The sequence below is a fragment of the Nonomuraea glycinis genome, from assembly GCF_014646515.1.
Lineage (GTDB): Bacteria > Actinomycetota > Actinomycetes > Streptosporangiales > Streptosporangiaceae > Nonomuraea > Nonomuraea glycinis.
The window spans coordinates 49,287-69,396 of record NZ_BMNK01000027.1 but is presented as its reverse complement, the minus strand read 5'-3'; the positions used below and the strand labels follow the sequence as shown (position 1 = coordinate 69,396).

18 protein-coding genes are annotated in these 20,110 nt (G+C 67.8%); 15 read left to right on the top strand and 3 right to left on the bottom strand.

Translation table 11 applies throughout. The features are described from left to right. Nucleotides 1-135: 135 nt before the first annotated feature. Both IEY87_RS43730 and IEY87_RS43725 read right to left on the bottom strand, forming a co-directional pair. Nucleotides 136-1,248, bottom strand: a complete 1,113-nt coding sequence (locus IEY87_RS43730; RefSeq protein WP_189144797.1) for a hypothetical protein — start codon at nt 1,246-1,248, stop codon at nt 136-138. 280 nt (nt 1,249-1,528) lie between these two features. Continuing rightward, nucleotides 1,529-3,259 (bottom strand): MFS transporter, encoded by a 1,731-nt coding sequence (locus tag IEY87_RS43725; protein ID WP_225277006.1) that lies wholly within the window; start codon nt 3,257-3,259, stop codon nt 1,529-1,531. A 55-nt stretch (nt 3,260-3,314) separates the two neighbouring features. Between IEY87_RS43725 and IEY87_RS43720 the strand changes: the two genes are divergently transcribed. Beyond that, on the top strand, nt 3,315-3,647 hold the full coding sequence (locus tag IEY87_RS43720) for a hypothetical protein (RefSeq protein ID WP_225277007.1): 333 nt from the start codon (nt 3,315-3,317) through the stop codon (nt 3,645-3,647). Here IEY87_RS43720 and IEY87_RS43715 read toward each other — a convergent pair. Further along, nucleotides 3,644-4,072, bottom strand: coding sequence for a DUF2267 domain-containing protein (locus tag IEY87_RS43715; protein ID WP_189144795.1), 429 nt, complete (start codon nt 4,070-4,072; stop codon nt 3,644-3,646). The two genes, IEY87_RS43720 and IEY87_RS43715, sit on opposite strands and share 4 nt — an antisense overlap. 158 nt (nt 4,073-4,230) lie before the next feature. Here IEY87_RS43715 and IEY87_RS43710 point away from each other — a divergent pair, with 158 nt between their 5' ends. The 14 genes from IEY87_RS43710 (at nt 4,231) to IEY87_RS43645 (ending at nt 19,854) form a co-directional block, all read left to right on the top strand. Beyond that, a complete protein-coding gene (locus IEY87_RS43710; protein ID WP_189144794.1) occupies nt 4,231-6,870 on the top strand; it encodes a LuxR C-terminal-related transcriptional regulator in 2,640 nt (879 codons plus the stop codon). Between the two features lie 46 nt (nt 6,871-6,916). After that, on the top strand, nt 6,917-7,366 hold the full coding sequence (locus IEY87_RS43705) for an Hsp20/alpha crystallin family protein (RefSeq protein WP_225277008.1): 450 nt from the start codon (nt 6,917-6,919) through the stop codon (nt 7,364-7,366). A 19-nt stretch (nt 7,367-7,385) separates the two neighbouring features. Continuing rightward, on the top strand, nt 7,386-7,874 hold the full coding sequence (locus IEY87_RS43700; RefSeq protein ID WP_225277009.1) for a YflT domain-containing protein: 489 nt from the start codon (nt 7,386-7,388) through the stop codon (nt 7,872-7,874). Further along, nucleotides 7,859-9,757: a molecular chaperone DnaK gene (gene dnaK / locus IEY87_RS43695; RefSeq protein WP_189144793.1), complete on the top strand. Its 1,899-nt coding sequence runs from the start codon at nt 7,859-7,861 to the stop codon at nt 9,755-9,757. The genes IEY87_RS43700 and dnaK overlap by 16 nt, the downstream gene beginning before the upstream one ends. A 1-nt stretch (nt 9,758) precedes the next feature. Continuing rightward, the gene (locus tag IEY87_RS43690; RefSeq protein WP_189144792.1) at nt 9,759-10,265 is read left to right on the top strand and encodes a nucleotide exchange factor GrpE; all 507 of its coding nucleotides are present in this window, start codon (nt 9,759-9,761) and stop codon (nt 10,263-10,265) included. Continuing rightward, complete coding sequence (locus IEY87_RS43685; RefSeq protein WP_308426486.1) at nt 10,262-11,188, top strand: DnaJ C-terminal domain-containing protein; 927 nt, start codon at nt 10,262-10,264, stop codon at nt 11,186-11,188. The genes IEY87_RS43690 and IEY87_RS43685 overlap by 4 nt, the downstream gene beginning before the upstream one ends. After that, nucleotides 11,185-11,478 (top strand): chaperone modulator CbpM, encoded by a 294-nt coding sequence (locus IEY87_RS43680; RefSeq protein ID WP_189144791.1) that lies wholly within the window; start codon nt 11,185-11,187, stop codon nt 11,476-11,478. The genes IEY87_RS43685 and IEY87_RS43680 overlap by 4 nt, the downstream gene beginning before the upstream one ends. 10 nt (nt 11,479-11,488) lie before the next feature. Continuing rightward, complete coding sequence (gene clpB / locus IEY87_RS43675) at nt 11,489-14,107, top strand: ATP-dependent chaperone ClpB (protein ID WP_189144790.1); 2,619 nt, start codon at nt 11,489-11,491, stop codon at nt 14,105-14,107. A gap of 1 nt (nt 14,108) precedes the next feature. Beyond that, a complete protein-coding gene (trxA, locus tag IEY87_RS43670) occupies nt 14,109-14,537 on the top strand; it encodes a thioredoxin (protein ID WP_189144789.1) in 429 nt (142 codons plus the stop codon). After that, complete coding sequence (locus tag IEY87_RS43665; RefSeq protein WP_189144788.1) at nt 14,534-16,186, top strand: FAD-dependent oxidoreductase; 1,653 nt, start codon at nt 14,534-14,536, stop codon at nt 16,184-16,186. The genes trxA and IEY87_RS43665 overlap by 4 nt, the downstream gene beginning before the upstream one ends. A gap of 17 nt (nt 16,187-16,203) precedes the next feature. Next, nucleotides 16,204-16,653, top strand: a complete 450-nt coding sequence (locus IEY87_RS43660) for a DUF1931 family protein (RefSeq protein ID WP_189144787.1) — start codon at nt 16,204-16,206, stop codon at nt 16,651-16,653. A 143-nt stretch (nt 16,654-16,796) separates the two neighbouring features. Continuing rightward, on the top strand, nt 16,797-17,648 hold the full coding sequence (gene htpX, locus IEY87_RS43655) for a zinc metalloprotease HtpX (protein ID WP_189144786.1): 852 nt from the start codon (nt 16,797-16,799) through the stop codon (nt 17,646-17,648). 125 nt (nt 17,649-17,773) lie between these two features. Further along, nucleotides 17,774-18,427 (top strand): DUF1345 domain-containing protein, encoded by a 654-nt coding sequence (locus IEY87_RS43650; RefSeq protein ID WP_189144835.1) that lies wholly within the window; start codon nt 17,774-17,776, stop codon nt 18,425-18,427. 206 nt (nt 18,428-18,633) lie between these two features. Continuing rightward, nucleotides 18,634-19,854 carry an NAD(P)/FAD-dependent oxidoreductase gene (locus tag IEY87_RS43645; protein WP_225277010.1) on the top strand — a complete coding sequence of 407 codons (1,221 nt, stop codon included), beginning with the start codon at nt 18,634-18,636 and terminating at the stop codon, nt 19,852-19,854. Nucleotides 19,855-20,110 lie beyond the last annotated feature (256 nt).

The following is a 20,110-nucleotide window of genomic DNA, read 5'->3' as shown; positions in this document are numbered from 1 at the left end:
GCGGCGTTCCAGGCAGCGGCGTTCCAGTTCGGCGAACCGGCGTTCGACCTGGTTGATCCAGGAGGAATAGGTCTGGCCAGAAGCCGGGCGTGCACCACCGGCGCCTTGTGCGTGGACAGGTTGTCGCAGGCGAGCTCACGCCTGCTCACGGTTTTCGTGGTGGCCAGCCTCGGTCGGCTCGTCAGGGTGGTAGCCGTAGGCGGCCGCACGTACGACGTCCTCGTTCTCGAGGGCCGCGCCGAGCGCGCCACCAACGACTGCCATGGAGGCGGCGAGCCACGACAGCAGCATGTAGTCGACCGGGCCGACCGGATGCTTGAGCTCGTTCTCCAGGACACCGGGTGTGATCAATGCCAGCCCCACGAGCAAGACGATCAGGAACTGCGCCAGATACAGCGTGAGGATGCCGATCGTGACCGTGATCATGGTGGCCAGATTGAACAGCATCACCTGCTCGCGGATCTCCCTTCTTCGGCTGCCGTCGGGAGTGTTCTCCCACAGCCCGTGAACCAGGATGAGGGTGAGGCCGATGGCCAGCAGCGAACCCACCGTCAGAAGCGTGAGCCTGCCTGCTCCCATCCCGTCGGCGATCCGCCAGATGCCAGGGGAGGTGAGCGCGGCGGCGGCGGTCCCCAGTGCGGCCACCAGAGCTCGCGACAGCCCGCTCACCAGCTTCCAGGGTTGGTTGGCCCGGACCATGCCGGCGAGCAGCCGTATGTTGCCCCGTGTCGCCGCGGTGACGAGCCGGAAGGTGCCCTGCTCCGGCTCGTCCGGCCGCCCGACGGGTGAGGTGAGCTTCTCCAGCCACTGGCGCATCCCCAGGTGCCCGTCGGTGTCGGCGGAGTGCGCATCGTGGCGGGGCACCTGCTCGTAGAGCGCTCCTTCGACGATGCGCAGCACCGTCTCCTCCAAGCGCTTGTCGACCTCCACCGGCCCGAGGGCAGGCACCGATACCACGCCGACTCTGAGCGAGACGCTGACATGCGCGGTGACCGGTCTCCGCCCCACGTGTACGGGCAGATCTGTCAGGCAGATCGCCAGCTGCCATGCCTCGTGGAGCAGCCGTTTCCGGGTCATCCGAACCATGTCCTCACCGCTTCCCACCGGGCCGGCCTGCATCTCCGTTTCCAGCTCGACCCGCCAGCAGTGACCGGGGAATCGTTCACCCAGCCGTGCCGTCAGATTGCGGGCCAGCTTGCGTGCGAGCTCGGTCGTGGGACCGGGAGCGGCCAGTATCCCTACGGTCATCTCGGTTCGGATCCGTGGCTGCGCTCGGGACATGACACGCATCTATCCCGCATCGCTTCGCATCAACCGATTCCGCAGGTCATGGGACCGTCACAACGCTCCCGGCAGTCCACGCCCGGCTCGAACGGATCGCCACCAAGCGAATCACCCAGGCCAGAGCGCTCACCACGCCCTGACCTCGCCCACAAGCACATGCCGAGCGTCCGTGCGAGAGTAGGCCCACGCCTACCGTTCGGACGAGCACACCGAGGTCGGATAAGACACGCGGACTGAGTCGGGCTCACTTTTCCGTCTGGTCGTACCTGCCGGGGGAAGTCTCCTGGGCCCGTCCCTCGCGGACCGTCTGGCGCAGGGCGGCGCGGAAGCGGCCCGGCCCCCACGCGCGGCCGTGGACGCGCTCGGCGAGCGTGTCGCGATCTGCAGGGCCGTAGCGCTCCAGCGCGTGAGCCACCTTGTCGATCTCCCGATCGAGGGCTTCGTCGGCGATGGCGGCGTGCCGACTGGCCGTCCCACTGGTGCCGATCGCGCCTGGCGAGTACAGCCTGGTCCCGGGACCTGGGCGGAAGCGTCGGGCTCCTGCGCTCTCCAGCGTCCTCCGGCGCTCGCTGCGCAGGCGGGCCCGCTCCCTGCGTTCCGCCGCCTCGCGCCTGCCCTCCATGCTCAGGCCATACTCGTGCTCGGCCCGGACGCCGAACAGCAACTCGGCGATGCCGCCGGTGGCCATGGCCGCCGCTCCGATGAAGAACCCGATCGCCACCAGCTTCACGTTGCCACTGTGGATGAACTGGCCGAATAGGGCCGGCCCGGTGACGCCGCCGATCGCGGTGCCGATCGCGAAGAACAGGGCGATGGCCAGGGCCCGGGTCTCCATCGGGAAGACCTCGCTGACTGTGAGATAGGCGGAGCTCGCGCCCGCAGAGGCCACGAAGAAGGTCAGCGCGATCAGGGTCATGAACGAGCCTGTGGTCAGCGCCTTGTTCATGAGCAGCACGGCGATCAGGGCGGTCAGTCCGGCGGAGACCAGATAGGTGCCGGCGATCATCGGAATGCGACCGACGGTGTCGAACCAGCGCCCCATGACAAGGGGACCGAGGAAGTTCCCGAGCGCGAAAATAGCCATGAAGTACGGGACGTTGCCGGACGTCACGCCGAAGAAGCCATTCAGCAACGTCCCGAGATCGAACGTGACGGCGTTGTACAGGAACGCCTGGCCGACGAAGAGAGCCAGGCCCAGGAGCATCCGGCGCGGATAGCGCTCCATGGCCACCCGGGTGATCTCGCGGAAGGGGATTGCCTCACGCTGCCGGACGGTGATCGCAGAGCCGGGAGGTGGGAGCTCCTGACCGGTCTCCGCGCGGACCTCCGCCTCGATCCGGTTCACGATCTGTTCGGCCTCCTCGGTGTGCCCGTGGATGAACAGCCAACGCGGACTCTCCGGAAGATGTCGGCGGGTAACCATGATCGCGAACCCGATGACACCGCCGATGGCGAAGGCCAGCCGCCAGCCGAGGCTCGGCGAGAACAGCGGGCTGAGGAAGGCGAGCGCGGCGACGCTGCCGATGGCGGCGCCCACCCAGTAGCTGCCGTTGATGGCGAGGTCCACCCGGCCGCGGTTGCGCGCCGGGATGAGCTCGTCGATGGCCGAGTTGATCGCGGCGTACTCCCCGCCGATGCCCATCCCGGTCAGGAAGCGCATGAGAAACAGATACCAAGGCTGGACGGCGAAGGCAGTGGCCACAGTGGCGGCCATGTAAAGCCCGAGCGTGACCATGAACATCTTCTTGCGGCCGAGACGGTCGGTCAGCTGACCGAACAGGAGAGCCCCGATGCACGCTCCGGCGACGTAGATGGCCGCCGCGGTGCCGATGTCGGCGGTGTTCACGGCGATGCCACTGCCACGTTCGGTCATGCGGGAGGCGACCGCGCCGACGATCGTCACCTCCAGTCCGTCAAGGATCCACACGGTCCCGAGCCCGAGGACTACCTTCCAGTGGAATCCCGCCCAGGGCATGCGGTCGAGGCGAGCAGGGATATCGGTTCGAACGGTGCCAGGCCGCGATGTGGTCATGGTCAAGACTCCTTCACGTAACACCGACGGATGGCAGGGCAGCGCAGCCCTGGCCGTGCTGCGCTGTACGGTGGGCTACATGCTTCGCTGTCGGGTTCTCGGGCATCGGTTCCGGTTCACCAGCGAACGGGAGACGATGAGCTGGCAGTGCCAGCGAGGCTGCGAGGCAGGCGGCGCCAAACGCTACGCCTCCGCCGAGGATGCCCGTCGCTACGCCGAGGCTTTCGACAAAGAGGACCGGGACGATCTCGGCAGGCGAGCCCCCCTGGTGGGACTCCTGCCGCTCCGGCTCATCCGTGCCCTGCGTCAACGGCGAAAGAGTGACCGCTAGGGCAGCACCGAAGCCAGGTCTCTCGGCATGCTGGATTTCACGTCCTCCCACTCGCCGTCGGTAATGTGCTTCCTGAGCGCCTGCAACACCGTCTTGACGAGATCTTCCGTACTCTCCTGGACTTCGAAGTCCACCCCCCTCGACACACGGTCGAGGAACTCCTCGCGGTCGAGCTTCACCGGAACCGCGCCCGGGCGCCAGCCGTCGTAATACAGACCCCGGATCAGCAGCGGCAACTGGGCGGCGAGGTGCGCGCTCTCCTCGACGGACAGCCGGTCGCGCAGCGCGTGAAGCACCGCCCGGAGGGCGGCGTAGGATCGGTTCCGGTGCTCAGCAGACCAACCGTGCGCCTCTTCGATCTCCCGCAGGACCCGGTTCGTCTTGTCCACCGTCCGGTTGAACGGCGCATAACCGGTCTCCGCCATCTCGCCCACCCCTTCGCGTTCTCTTGCGGCATTTCAACCATGGCTCCAGCCGCCCCCGACCACATCCCCAAGACATGTAGTGCACCGAGCACAAAAGATCTCGACAGGCATGGGATTCGACGCTCCGGCGCAGGAAAGAGCTCGGTCAAGGGGACGAGATGCGGGGACGCGAACGGGAATGGAGCCAGGTCGAGGGGCTGTTTCGCACGCTGCTAGAAGGCGGGACCGGCACGCTACTCGTAGACGGTGAACCCGGGGCGGGCAAGAGCAGGCTGCTGGACGAAGCCGCCGACGCCGCTCCCCACCACGGCATCGGCGTGATCCGCGGCAGCGTGGAGGAACTCGGCGAACTCGTCTCGTGCGGCTTCCTGCTGGAGGCCCTCGACCTTCCGTTCGAGGGAGGGCCCGCCGACTCACCGGCGCACCTGCTGGACCGCCTGACGAAGGGCTTCGAAGAGCGGGCCGGAGCGCCGGTGCTGGCCGTGTTCGATGACCTGCACCGGGCCGAACCGGCGACGCTGAAGACGGTCCGTGTCCTACACGACCGGCTGACGACCTGGCCCGTCGGCTGGTTGCTGAGCGGCTCGACCGCTGAGAACGACGGCCAGGCCGCCTGCCTGTTCGGCCTCCTGAAGCGGAACGGCGCCGCGCGGGTGACGCTCGCGCCACTCGCGCCGGAAGCCGTCGCGGACCTGGCAGCGGACATGCTCGGGAGGCCACCGGATCCGACGACGCGTGCGCTGCTGGCCGAGGCCGGGGGCAATCCTCTGCTGATCACCGAATTGCTCGCCGGCCTGCGCGACGAAGGCCGTCTCGACGCGTCCTGTGGTGCCATGTCACGTGCCCATTTGCCCGCCCGGCTGCGAACGGTGGTGCGACGCTGGACCGATGCCCTGGGCGGAGAGGCCAGAAGCCTGGTGGAGACGGTCGCCGTGCTGGGCGGGCCGCTACCGATCGCGCAGACCGCGTCGTTGCTCGGCACCACACCGGCCGCGTTGCTCTCTGCCATCGAGGAAGCCACGGCGGCGGGCATTCTCGACGTCACCGGTCGTGGGCTCGCCTTCCGTTACGGGCTGGTCGGGACTGTCACCGCCACATGGGTACCTCCGCCAGTACGGGATGCACTGCTGAGCCAGGCCGACGCTCTCACGCACCTAGAACCGGCGGACGCCCGTTTCACCGCTTCGGCCGCTGCCGTCCACGCGGCGGTCACCGGTGGGCGCCTGGAGGAGGCCGAGAGCATGGTCCAGGAACGTCTCGCCGACAATTGCTCCGCACAGAACGTGGCGGAACTACGCTGCCTGCTGTCGGACATCATGTACCGGACCGGCAGGGGCGACGAGGCGATCCACGAGGCCGACAGTGTGCTGGCTCTCCCGGCCCGTTGGCATCACGTGCGTGACCGCGCGGTCGTCGTGCGGCTGTACGCCATGACACGCCTGCATGACGACTACGTACGGGCGTGCGCGGATGAGATCATCGACGGCGAATCCGGGCACGGTCCAACAGTCACGGTCGCCGCACTGACCGCCCTCGCCACGATCGAGCGGGACGAGGGCAGGCTCTCGAACGCCGTTGCACTGGCCGAGGACGCCTGGCGGCTGGCCAGCGAGGACCGGCCGGACGAACGCCGCTACGAGGCCTGTCTCACCATCGCGGCGATGCTCATCGATGTGCGCCGCCTCGACGAGGCGCGGGCCATGCTCCAGCAGGCACGCACGGACATGCTCGCTCATGACCATCTGGCCTGGGCAGCGGACGTCGCGGCATTGGAGGCTCGTGCCGAGTTCGCCGCAGGCCGGTTCGACGGTGCGATCACCGAAGGGCGAAGAGCCCTGAGCCTCGCCGCCGTTCACAACATGCCGCTGGCCGCCGAGGTGGCCAGCGGCCTGCTCGCCGCCGTCGCTCTCCGGCGGGGCGAGCTGCGAGAAGCGGCGCGACGTGTCGCGGCCCCCGCTGAGGGATCGAGCGAAGCGCGTGCGCGGCACGCGCTGCTGGCAGCCCAGGTCACCGAGGCGCGCGACGGCCCCCGGAGAGCGATGACCTTGCTCACGGATCTCTCCGGCCCGCTCCAGCAGCTGTCTTCGCTGCTCGCCATGGAACCGACGGTGAGCGCGTGGATGGTCCGGGTCGCCATGGGCGCGGGAGACCGTTCAACGGCCGAGTCCATCGTCACCATGGCGGAGTCCCTCAGCCATGCCAGCTTGGGGCTTCCGATGTTGTCCGCGTCCGCCGCGCACGCCCGGGGCCTGCTCGATGGCGATCGTGAGGCCCTCACCCTCGCTGCCGAACAGATCGAGGACATATGGGCGCAGGCCTCGGCCGAGGAGGATCTTGGCGTGCTGCTGAAGGCCGTCGGGGAGCAGCAGGAGGCGGTCACCAGATTGGATCGGGCCTTGGCGATCCACCATGACATCGGATCCACCAGGGATGCGGCACGCATCCGCCGGAGGCTGCGCGGCATGGGAGTGCGCCGCCGCCACTGGCACAGCGCTCCGCGGTCCGTCTCCGGCTGGGACAGCCTCACGGAAACCGAGGCTGCCGTTGCCCTGCTCGCTGTCGACGGATGGACCAACCGGCAGATCGCCGAGCAGATGTTCCTCAGCGTCCATACGGTCGCGTTCCATTTGCGGCATGTCTACCGCAAGCTGAACCTCGGCTCCCGAGTCGAGCTCACACGCCTCGCGGTGGCGCAGGAACGGGTCGGCCCCGACCGGTCGCACGATGCCAGGGAAAAACCGAGCCACCGAAACTACACGAGTGGGGGATGTGACCGCCCAGCGCGCCGACAAGGGTGAGAACTGTAAGTACCGAATCCGAACCTCCATCTCAGGAGGGGGACCGATGGCACTGCTGGCAATGCGCCGCAGGGGCGGCGAGACGTACCCGATGCGCGAGTTCGAGGACGTCTACGACCGGCTGGGGCAGCTGATGAACGCAGCGTTGGGAGAGTTCGCCGAAGAGAGGCCCACAGGCGTGTGGACCCCCATGGCCGACATCTCGGAGAACGAGGACTCGTACGTCGTGGAGATCGACGTCCCCGGCGTGAAGAAGGATGAGATAGACGTTCAGCTCTCCGAGCGCGAACTGATCGTCACCGGGCAGATCGAGGAGCACGAGAGTCAGCGGCGGCACCGCAAGATGCGCAGGACCGGCAGGTTTGAGCTGCGCACGCTGCTCCCGGGGGAGGTCAACGCCGAACGGGTCGAGGCGCGCCTGTCCGACGGCGTGCTCACCATCACCGTTCCGAAGGCGGCGGCTGCCAAGCCCCGGCACATCGAGGTGACCGCCTGAGGCGGGGAAAGGAGGAGCCGTGACCGTCGCGCCGACCGGTCTCATCACTGCCAACAGGGAACGGCTCGCCAGCTACGACACGTACCAGGAGGCGCAGAAGACCGTCGACTACCTGTCGGATCACGGCTTCCCCGTGCAGGGAACGTTGATCGTGGGCGTAGGGCTGCGCTCGGTGGAGCACGTCGTCGCACGCATGACGTATCTTCGCGCGGCCGGCTGGGGCGCGCTGAGCGGAGCCTGGTTCGGCCTCCTCATCGGCCTGTTCTTTGGGATCTTCGCGACTACGGCCACGTCGATGGTCGCCCTGCTCCTGTGGGCACTGCTGGGCGGCGCGATCGCCGGGGCGCTCTTCGGCCTGATCGCGCACGCGGCGCACGGCGGCCGAAGGGACTTCGTCTCCGAGACCGCCCTGGTGGCTGACAAGTACGAGGTCCTCGTCGACTCCGAGCACGCGGCCAGGGCCCAAGAGCTTCTCGGGAAGGCGAACGAGCAATGGCGAAAGCAGTAGGAATCGATCTTGGAACCACGAACTCGGTGATCGCCGCCACGGAGGAGGGTCACCCCACAGTGCTTCCCAACGTGGAAGGCTCGCGCACGACCCCGTCCGTGGTGGCGTTCACCACCGAGGGTGAGCGCCTGGTGGGTCAGCTCGCGCGGCGTCAAGCGATACTGAACCCCAAGGGAACGATCTACTCGTCCAAACGTTTCATCGGTCGTCGCTACGACGAGGTCGAGAGCGAGCTCCACGCTGTCTCGTTCGACGTCGTCGAAGGCCCGCAGGGAGCCGTCCGCTTCCAGGTCGGCGACAAGCAGTATGCGCCGGAGGAGGTCTCGGCGCTGATCCTGCGTAAGCTGGCCGCCGACGCGGCGAAGTACCTCGGCGAAAAGGTGACCGAGGCGGTCATCACCGTGCCGGCGTACTTCAACGACGCCCAACGCCAGGCCACCAAGGACGCGGGGCGCATCGCCGGGCTCGAGGTCCTGCGGATCATCAACGAGCCGACCGCCGCCGCCCTGGCGTACGGGCTGGACAAGAAGTCCAACGAGACCGTGCTGGTCTTCGACCTGGGCGGCGGTACGTTCGACGTCAGCATCCTGGACATCGGCGAGGGGGTCGTCGAGGTCCGCGCCACCTCCGGCGACGGGCATCTCGGCGGCGACGACTTCGACCGCAGGATCGTCGATCATCTTGCTGACGAGTTCCAGCGAGAGCAGGGCATCGACCTGCGCAAGGACCCGCAGGCGCTGCAGCGCCTCTTCGAGGCGGCCGAGAAGGCCAAGGTGGAGCTGTCGTCGGTGACCCAGACCACGGTCAGCCTGCCGTTCATCACGGCGGACGCCTCCGGCCCCAAGCATCTCAACACCACGCTCATGCGGTCCACCTTCGAGAAGATCACCACCGACCTCGTCGAACGCTGCATCCATCCCGTCGAGCAGGCGATGGAGGACGCCAAGCTCAGGCCCGCGGACATCGACGAGGTCATCCTCGTCGGCGGATCCACCCGCATCCCTGCCGTCCAGAACCTCGTCCGCAGGCTCACCGGCGGCAAGGACCCTAACATGACGGTGAATCCGGACGAGGTGGTCGCCATCGGAGCGGCGATTCAGGCGAGCATCATCAAGGGCGAGGTGCAGGACGTCGTGCTGCTCGACGTCACACCGCTCTCACTCGGTGTCGAGACCCTCGGCGGGCTCATGACCAAGGTCATCGAGCGCAACACCACCATCCCGGCCCGCCGGACCGAGACGTTCTCTACGGCGGAGGACAACCAGAGCGCCGTGGACATCGTGGTCCTGCAGGGTGAGCGGGAACGCGCCGCCGACAACCGGGTGCTCGGGCGCTTCCGGCTGGAGAACATCCGGCCCGCGCCACGAGGGACGCCGCAGATCGAGGTCACCTTCGACGTCGACGCCAACGGCATACTCAACGTTTCCGCCCGGGACAAGGACACCGGGGCCGAGCAGCGAATCACCATCAGCGAGAGCTCCAACCTGGACAAGTCGGAGATCGAGCGGATGGTGACGGACGCCGAGCAGCACCGTGACGAGGACACCCGGCTCCGGGAGACCATCGACGCGCGCAACGAGCTGGACTCGGTCGCCTACCAGGTGGAGCGCCGGCTACAGGAGCTCGGGGACACCGTACCCGTGCACGAGAAGGCACGTGCGGAGCAGCTCGTCGAGGATGCCCGCCAGGCGATCAAGGAAGAGGCGCCGATCGACCGGCTGCGGTCACTCAGTGGCGAGCTCCAGCAGGTGTACCACGGACTCGGCACCGCCGGTGGCGGGCCGGAGACGCCTGGGGTGCCTCCCCAGGCCCGGGAGGAAGGCGCCCCGGGCGCCGGCGACGACGTGATCGACGCGGAGTTCACCACCTCGGAGCCCGATTGACATGAACGAGAACGTACCCGAGGCCCGGAAGGAGTCCCGTGAGGAGAGCGCCACCGCGTCTGCGGAGACAGACGCCAAACTCGCGGAGCTGGAGGACCGATGGCTGCGCGCCGTCGCGGATTTGGACAACCTCCGCAAGCGGATCTCCCGCGACAACGAGCGGCTGCGGGCCGAGGAACGCGCCAGAGTCGCCGCCGCGTGGCTGCCCGTCCTGGACAATCTCGAGCTCGCGCTGAGCCATGCGTGCCGCGACGACGACGCGAAGGCGGTGCTCGACGGTGTGCGAGCGGTGCGCGACCAGGCCGTCGCCGTCCTGTCCAAGCTGGGCTACCCACGACATGACGAGACGGGAGTGATCTTCGACCCGGCGCGCCACGAGGCGGTGGCAGCCGTCGAACGGACCGATGTCGAGCCTGGCAACGTCGTGGAAGTGCTGCAGCCCGGTTATGGCGAAGGTGAGCGGCAACTGCGGCCGGCAAGAGTCGCCGTCGCGAAGAAGGCGGAATGATGGCCGCTCGGCGGGACTTCTATGAGGTGCTCGGCGTGGACAGGAACGCCGACACGGACGAGATCCAGCGCGCCTACCGCAAGCTCGTGCGCGCCTACCACCCGGACGTCAACAAAGATCCGGGGGCGGAGGACAGGTTCAAAGAGATCTCGGAGGCCTACGCTGTGCTTTCTGATCCCGAGCAGCGTCGCCGCTACGACGCCTTCGGCCACGATTTCCGCCAGGTTCCGCCCCACGTAGACCCTGCGGACTACGCCCGCGCAGGCACGCGCACTTCGGGCGGCACATGGCGGTCGGCGCCGGCCGAAAACTTTGGGTTCGGCACAGACGTCGACCTGGACGACCTGCTCGGCGGCATGTTCGGCCGCCGTGGCAGGCAGCGCTGGGGCCCTGTGCCCGGTGCAGACCAGGAGGCGCAGCTCACGCTGACCGTCGAGGAGGCCTACCACGGCGGCCGTCGCGGAATCACACTGCCCGGTGGCAGGCGCCTGGACGTCACGATCCCACCGGGGGTCACGAACGGGCAGCGCATCAGGCTCCCCAGGCAGGGCGGACGAGGAAGCGACGGAGCGCCGGCAGGCGATCTGCACCTGATCGTGCGGATCGCCGACCATCCCCGGTATCGCGTGGAGGGCCGCGACATCCACACCACTCTGCCGCTCGCTCCTTGGGAGGCGGCACTGGGCGCTACGGTGCCCATCGACACACCAGGCGGCGAGGCGAAGCTGAAAGTGCCGCCGGGCACGTCCAGCGGCCGTCGCCTGCGCTTGAGAGGGCGCGGCATGCGCAACCCGAGCGGCCCTGCGGGTGACTTCTTCGCCGAAGTCCGGATCATGGTGCCGGCCACACTCACCGACGCGGAGCGACACCTGTTCGAGCAGCTCGCTGCCGCATCGCGGTTCGACCCGAGGAGGCGCCCGTGATCTACGCACTGGTACGCCCGGCCCGGCTCGACCTCGATTCCTACGCGCGGGTCACGGGGCTGCACCCGGAGATCGTCCGCCGGCTGGTAACGCTCGGGCTGCTGGAGCCGGACAGGGATGCCAGGGGGGAGCTGTGCTTCACCCCCTCCCAGGTCATGGCGGCCGCCCGCATTCAGCGACTGCACGAGGGCCTGTCCATCAACTACGCCGCGATCGGCGTGGTGATCGACCTTCTCGACCGGATCGCGGAGCTTGAGACCGCCCTGCGCGGTCCTTTGCCACGACGCTAGGGGGACTGGAATGGACCCGAACAGGATGACGCAGAAGACGCAGGAGGCCTTGCACGACGCCCAGACCAAGGCGCTGCGGCACGGTCACACCGAGGTCGACGGGGAGCATCTCCTGCTGGCCCTGCTCGACCAATCCGAAGGGCTGGCGCCTCGGCTGCTGCAACAGGCAGGCGCCGACACGCAACGTCTTAGCGCCGATCTAGAGGCGGAGCTGACGCGCCGGCCCAAGGTCAGCGGCCCAGGCACCGCGCCCGGCCAGGTGTTCCTCACTCAACGCCTGGCCCGGCTGCTCGACGCCGCGGACCGAGAGGCGGGCCGGCTCAAGGATGAGTACGTTTCGGTCGAGCACCTGCTGTTGGCCCTGCTCGAGGAGGGCTCCGCGACTGCGGCAGGGCAGTTGCTGCACGGCCAGGGTGTGACCCGGGACCGGTTCCTGCAGGCGCTCACCGCCGTCCGGGGCAACCAGCGGGTCACCTCGGCCATGCCCGAGGTCGCCTACGAGGCCCTGGAGAAGTATGGGCGCGACCTGGTCGCAGACGCCCGCGCCGACAAGCTTGACCCCGTGATCGGCCGCGACACGGAGATCCGCCGCGTGATCCAGATCCTGTCCCGCAAGACCAAGAACAACCCCGTGCTGATCGGCGACCCCGGCGTGGGCAAGACTGCCGTGGTCGAAGGGCTCGCCCAGCGGATCACCCGCGGCGACATCCCGGAAGGGCTGCGCGACAAAAGCATCTTCAGCCTGGACATGGGCTCGCTCGTCGCGGGAGCCAAGTACCGCGGGGAGTTCGAGGAACGCCTCAAAGCCGTGCTGAACGAGGTGAAAGCGGCTGAGGGCCGGATCCTGCTGTTCGTCGACGAGCTTCACACGGTGGTAGGCGCCGGGGCGACCGAGGGTGCCATGGACGCGGGCAACATGCTCAAACCGATGCTCGCGCGCGGCGAGTTGCACATGATCGGCGCGACCACGGTGCAGGAGTATCGCCAGCACATCGAGAAGGACGCCGCCCTGGAACGGCGGTTCCAGCCGGTACTGATCGACGAGCCCTCGGTCGAGGACGCTGTATCGATCCTGCGCGGCCTGCGCGATCGGCTGGAGGTCTTCCACGGCGTGAAGATCCAGGACAGCGCGCTCGTCGCCGCGGTGACACTGAGCCACCGCTACATCGCCGACCGGTTCCTGCCGGACAAGGCCATCGATCTGGTCGATGAGGCGTGCGCGATGATCCGCACCGAGATCGACTCCATGCCGGCCGAGCTCGACGCGCTCACCAGGAAGGTGATGCGGCTGGAGATCGAGGAGGCGGCGCTGGCCAAGGAGGACGACTCCGCAAGCCGGTCCCGTCTCGAAGAGCTGCGCCAGGAGCTGAACGCCTCGCGCGTCGAGGCTGACGCGATGCGGGCGCAGTGGGAGGCCGAGCGGTCGGCTCTGCGCAAGGTGCAGAGCCTGCGGCAGGAGCTGGAGAGTGTGCGGCGGGAGGCCGAACAGGCCGAACGTGCCTACGACCTCAACCGTGCCGCCGAGCTGCGCCACGGCCGGCTCCCCGAACTGGAACGCCGGCTTCGCGCCGAGGAGGAGCGGCTCGGCACCCGGCAGAACGGCCACCGGCTGCTGCGCGAGGTCGTCACGGAGGACGAGATCGCGTCCATTGTCTCCCGCTGGACCGGCATCCCCGTGACCCGGCTGCAGGAGGCAGAGCGGGACAAACTGCTCAAGCTCGATCAAATCCTGCACGAACGTGTCATCGGACAGGTGGAGGCTGTGCGGCTCGTGGCCGACGCCGTCATCCGCGCTCGCTCCGGCATCAAGGATCCTCGGCGCCCCATCGGATCGTTCCTGTTCCTCGGGCCCACCGGGGTCGGCAAGACCGAACTTGCGAAGTCCCTCGCGACGGCCCTGTTCGACACCGAGGACAACATGGTGCGCATCGACATGAGCGAGTACCAGGAGCGCCACACGGTCAGCCGGCTCGTCGGTGCTCCTCCGGGCTACATCGGTTATGAGGAGGGCGGTCAGCTCACGGAGGCGGTGCGGCGCAAACCGTACTCGGTGGTGCTGTTCGACGAGATCGAGAAGGCCCACACGGACGTGTTCAACACGCTGCTGCAGGTCATGGACGACGGGCGGCTGACCGACGCGCAGGGCCGCACGGTCGATTTCCGCAACACCGTGGTCATCATGACCTCCAACATCGGCTCCCAGCACCTGCTGGACGGGGTCACCGCCGACGGGGAGATCAAGCCTCAGGCACGCGAGAGCGTGATGGGTGAACTGCGCATGCACTTCCGGCCAGAATTCCTCAACCGGGTCGATGACATCGTGCTGTTCAAGCCGCTGACCGAGGCCGAGATCGAGCGCATCGTGGACCTGATGTTCACCGACATCAGAACCCGCCTGGCCAGCCGCCGGCTCACCCTTGAGGTCACCGAGGACGCACGTCGGCTCATTGCCAACCAGGGCTACGACCCCGTCTACGGTGCCCGGCCACTGCGCCGGTTCATCGCCCGCGAGGTGGAGACCAGAATCGGACGCGCCCTGCTCGCCGGCGACGTGCCCGACGGGTCGACCATCACGGTCGGCGCCGACAAGGGTGAGCTGAACGTCACCTTCTATCCGCCCAGGACCTGACGTGTACACCCTGAACTGCGCCAACTGCGGCAGGCTCAACAGAGTCCCGGACGCCTACCGAGGCAGGCCCCTGTGCGGGGTCTGCCACCGGCCGCTGCCGTGGATCGTCGACGCTGACGACAGCACCTTTGGCGAGGTTGCCGAACGCGCCGACCTTCCCGTCCTCGTCGACTTCTGGGCGCAGTGGTGCGCGCCGTGCCGGACAGTCACCCCGGCACTCGAACAGCTCGCCCGCGAGATGGCGGGACGGCTCAAACTCGTCAAAGTCGACGTGGACAGCTCTCCGGCCCTCGCCCGCCGATACACGATCACGGCCGTCCCGACACTCATGGTGCTGCACGAGGGCCGCGTCGTGGCGCAACGCGCAGGCGCGCCGCCCGCGCCGCAGTTGCGCCAGTGGGTCGAAGACACAGTACGGGCACCGTCATGACGGCCGCGCCGGCCTGCGCGGTCGAGACGCCTGACCTGTGCGGGGCCTATCCCCGGCTGGACGAGCAGCAGATCACCGAGCTGTCGCGGCACGGCGAGCGGCGATCCGTATCGCCGGGCGACATTCTGCATCGGGAGGGCGAGCAGACCCGTGAGTTCATCGTGATCCTGCGGGGCAAGGTGGCCGTGGTCGAGGGGGACGGCGCGAAGCAGCGGACGATCGCCGTTCACGGCCCCGGACGTTTCCTCGGCGAGCTCGGCCTCCTCATCGGCCAGGCGGGATTCGTGACCGCGGTCGTGCGGGAGCCTGGCGAGGTGCTGGCCGTGCCGGCCGACGAGGTGCGAACGCTCGTGGCGGGCGACCCGGCGCTCGGCGACCTCATCCTGCGCTCCTACCTGACCCGCCGCACCCTGCTGATCGGTCTGGACGCCGGGTTCCGCATCATTGGCTCCCGATACTCACCCGATGCCCGGCGGCTGCGCGAATTCGCCGCACGCAACAGGATCCCTCACCGGTGGATCGACCTGGAGGAGGACGAAGCCGCGGACGCGCTCCTGCGCGAGCTGCGCATCTCCCCGCACGACACCCCGGTGGTGATCTGGCACGGCGACCAGGTGCTGCGCAACCCGACCACGGCCGAACTGGCAAAGGCCATCGGCCTGCTCGTCCCTGCGTCGAGCGACGCCGTATGCGATGTGGTCGTCCTAGGCGCGGGACCCGCAGGACTGGCCGCCAGCGTGTACGCGGCCTCTGACGGCCTGACAACCGTCGTGCTCGATGCCGTAGCCACGGGCGGCCAGGCGGGCACCTCGTCCCGCATTGAGAACTATCTCGGCTTTCCCCCGGGCATCTCGGGCGCCGAGCTCGCCGAGCGTGCCGTCATCCAGGCAAGCAAGTTCGGCGCCCGCCTGACCATCCCGGCCGAGGCTAGCCGTCTGGAACCGTGTGAGGGCCACTACGGCATCATCGTGGAGGGCGAGTGCGCCGTTAAGGCCCACGCCGTGATCATCGCGACCGGCGCCCGCTATCGGAAGCTTGATGTTCCCCATCTCGAGAAATTCGAAGGATCCGGCGTCTACTATGCGGCGACACCGTTCGAGTTGCGCATGTGCCGGCGATCGCCCGTGGTCGTCGTCGGCGGCGGCAACTCCGCGGCCCAGGCGGCACTTTACCTGAACAGGAACGCATCGTCGGTGCGCATGCTGGTGCGTGGCAGCGACGTACACGCGAGCATGTCCCGCTACCTCGCCGACGAGATCGACCGAACTCCCGGCATCGAAATCATGTACCACACCGAGGTATGCGAACTGCTCGGAGACCGCACGCTACGGGCTGTCCGCGCGCAGAACACGCGAACAGGAGAACTTCTGGAGATCCAGACCAGCGCGCTGTTCGTTTTCATCGGAGCCGAGCCGCACACTGAATGGCTCAAAGGGACCCTCCCGCTGGACAACCGCGGCTTCGTCGTCACGGGCCAGGGCACGTCGCCCTGGGGCACCCTCCTCCCCCTGGAAACCGGGTATCTGGGCGTCTTCGCCGCCGGCGACGTTCGCAGCGGCTCGGTCAAGCGGGTCGCGTCCGCAGTCGGAGAAGGCGCCATGGCAGTACGCCTGGTGCACGAAAGATTCACCACCACAGGCAGCCAATAGGAAAGACGGTGATCCACATGCCCGTGATCGCAGTTTCCAGGTTCGAACACTTCTTTCGCGCCGCCGCGGGACTCGACGTGGACAAGGCCGACCTCAAGCGCTACAGCGACTTCGTCAACCGCAAACTGTACGACATGCTCATCGTCGCCGAGGCCGCCGCGAAGTCGAACCGGCGCGACATCATCCAGTTCTGGGACCTGCCCATCACCAAAGGACTGCAGGAGAACATGCACGACTTCCGGGACCTGGACGAGGAACTGGACCTGACATCGATCCTGGCGGAGCTCGCGGCGCTGCCTCCGCTGGATCTGTCGCTCAGCGAAGAGGCCGAGGCCCGGTTGCCGAACGTGGCGGGTGGGCTCTCCGTGGCGCTCGCCAGGGCGATCAGAGCCATAGAGCCTGATCGCAAGAACCCGGCGAGCAAGGAGTGGACACGCACAATCCGTGTCTTCGACCTGCTGCTATGACGAGACTCGGCGCGTTGCTGCTGCCTCTGCTCGCCACGCGATCGGATGGCGGCTACTCGGACACAGGCAGGCCTGGCCCACACCACAGGGAGGATGGGCTCGAGCGCGATGGGCAGTAGATGTGTTCGAGAAAGGAGGACGCCATGCGTCACAACGGTCTGCGTACCGCGGCGCTGCTCGGCGCCCTGTCTGCTCTGATCATCCTGGTGGGGTGGTGGCTCGGCGGCAGCACCGGAATCCAGATCGCCGTCCTGGTCTCGCTCGTCACCAACGGCGTCGCCTACTTCTTCTCTGACAAGATCGCACTGTCGGCGATGCATGCACAGCCTGTCGGCCCCGGTGACTGGCCCGCACTGCACCAGATGGTCCGCGAACTGTCGGAGGAGGCGCGCCAGCCCATGCCCCGGCTGTACGTTTCGCCGATCCTGCAGCCCAACGCGTTCGCCACCGGGCGCAATCCGCGTCATGCCGCAGTCTGTGTGACCCGTGGGATCATCCAGGTGCTGAACGAACGCGAGCTGCGCGCTGTCCTCGGGCACGAACTGTCGCACGTCTACAACCGCGACATTCTGATCTCCTCCGTGGCAGGGGCCCTGGCCACGATGGTCACCTACCTGGCCTACATGGCCGGGTTGTTCGGCGGGGGAGACGATGACGAGGGTCCCGGCTTCCTCGGGGCTCTCCTGATGATGGTCCTCGGGCCGATGGCGGCCGCGATGATCCAGATGGCCATCTCCCGGGCGCGGGAGTATCAGGCCGACGAGTCCGGCGCCCGGCTGACCCGTGACCCGATCGGGCTGGCCAGTGCGCTACGGAAGATCCATGCGGGCACCCGGCAACTGCCACTGCCGGAGACCGGCAGGCTCTCCTCGACCTCACACCTCATGATCGCCAACCCGTTCCGTGGCGGGGGCATCGGAAGGCTCTTCTCCACCCATCCACCGATCGCCGACCGGATCGCACGGCTGGAGGCCATGGCCGGTTACCGCCGCTGATCTGGCTGTGCTCGGGCCGGCGGGCAATTCCTCGAGCTCGGTCTCGGCCGGCGACAGCGAGCGTCCGCTGGACTCGCACGTCGAAGAAGTGACGTCGGCCCGTCCTGTGACACTCTGGTCAGGTGATGGCAGCGTGGGAGCGTCGCGGACGGCGGATACTTTCCTTGCGGCGGGTTTTGATGTGCGTCCTGCTCGGGGCCGTGGCCGGCGGATGCGTCGCGCTCATCGGCGCCCCTGAACTGTTCTTCTTCGTCACCTGGGATGTGGCTGTTTCCCTCGTCCTGGCGTGGGCGTGGCAGATCAGCTGGTCGCAGGACCACGAAGGGACCAAGCGCATCGCCGAAGAGGAAGGCGGGACGCACACCACCGACACGGGCATCCTGATCGCCGCGGTGGCCAGTCTCGCGGCCGTCGTGGCCGCCCTCCTCCGCCCGGGCAGCGATCAGGACCCAGTTGTCGTGACCGCGGTGATCTTGAGTTTGGTGACCGTGGTCCTGTCCTGGACTTTGACGAACACCGTTTTCGCCCTCAAGTACGCACGCTTGTACTACGTCGAGGTTGACGGAGGCATCGACTTCCGGCAGGAGGAGCCGCCGAGCTATAGCGACTTCGCCTACACGGCGTTCACCGTGGGGATGGCTTACGGAGTATCAGACAATGTGCTGGCCAGCACGCGCATCCGGAAGGTCGCCTTCGGGCACGCCCTGCTTTCCTATCTTTTCGGCACCGTCGTTATCGCGGTGTCCGTCGGTCTCATCGCCGGTCTGGGACAGCGATGAGCCCGTGTCGATGCCTGACGATCTCGAACAGGTCCGCCTGGAGCGTCGAGACGGTACTGGACGAGCCTGATCAACCACTATCAGCAAAACGGTCTTGCATACGCCCAGGTCAATCCACGAATCGCAATTCATGCATCTCGCAGATTTAACGGACACTGGGCATGCTATAGGCCTCCGAGGGGGTGGCACGGGGCACGGAGATGGTCATGAGACGAAGAACTCGCGTTGTGGTCGTGGGGGCGGGTTTCGCCGGATTGGCCGCGGCGCGAACGCTGGCCAAGGCAGGCGCGCTGGTCACGCTGGTCGACCACAACCCGTACTCGACCTTCCAACCCCTGCTCTACCAAGTGGCCACGGCCGGGATGAGCATGTCCGACGTGTCATACCCCGTCAGGACCTACGCCGCCAAGTGGCCGAACGTGCGCGCGCGTCGGGGTGCGCTAAGCACGGTGCTGCCCGAGAAGCGGCGCGTGGAGTTGGGTGACGGAAGCACGCTGGACTACGACTTTCTCGTGCTGGCCACCGGTGTGACCACCAACTGGTACGACGTGCCGGGGGCGCCGGAGAACGCACAGCCGCTTTATTCGCTCAACGACGCGGCAGCGTTGCGACGGCGGCTCCAGCACTGCCTGGAGGAAGCGGTGGCGGGCCGGCGCGACAGCGTCCACGTCGTGGTGGTGGGCGGGGGCTCGACCGGCGTCGAGATTGCCGGGACGCTGGCCGAGCTGCGGCGGCGCACGCTGCCGCTGACGCATCCCGAGATTCGTCCCGACCAGACGAGCGTGACGCTGGTGGAGCGCTTCGACTTCGTGCTGTCGCCGTACAAGCCGCGGCTGCGAAATGCGGCGGCAGCCGCGCTGCGCAAGCGAGGGGTGCGGCTGCGGCTGGGCGCCACAGTGGCATCCGTGGAACCGGATGCAGTGGGGATCGTCGACGGGACGCACGTGCCGAGCGACGTGACCGTGTGGGCGCTCGGCGTGACTGCGCCCGCCTACGTGGCGGAATGGGGGCTGCCGCAGACCAAGGGCGGCAGGATCAGGGTCACCGAGGCTTTGAATGTGCCGAAGCATCCCGAGATCTTCGTGGCCGGCGACCTGGCCGGACCGCCCGAGCAACTGCCCCAGCTCGCTCAGCCGGCGATCCAGATGGGAGAGCACGTGGGCAAGCAGATCCTGGCGGCGGCTCAGGGACTGCCGCTGCGGCCGTTCTCGTACCGGGATCCGGGGATCATGGCGACCGTGGGCCGGGCCGAGGCCGTGTTGCAGCTGTCCAACGGATTGACCATGCGTGGGTGGCCGGCGTGGCTGGTGTGGATCTTCATTCATGTGGCGTACCTGCTGGGCGGGCGCAACCGGATCACCGTGCTGGTCAACTTCTTCTGGCGGTACGCCGGTCCACGCCACGCCGCCACCAGCGTCAGTCAGTGAGCGCCACCGACAGGGCGGCCAGGTCACCAGCTTGGAGACCGTCGCGCCGCAGCCGAAGCCGGGCCGGGCGGACTCGCCAGGGCCACGGCTCTGGCCGTCCCGTTGCCCTCTGCCCCTGTTGTCGCCTCCGCTCCGCACGCTGGGCAACGGAATGCTCGTCCGGCGACCACGCACACTTCCGACGCCCCTCCCGGTCTGGCTTGACCGTGATGGGAACCGTGGACCTTCCACCGCAGGATCAGCACCGACTGAGTTC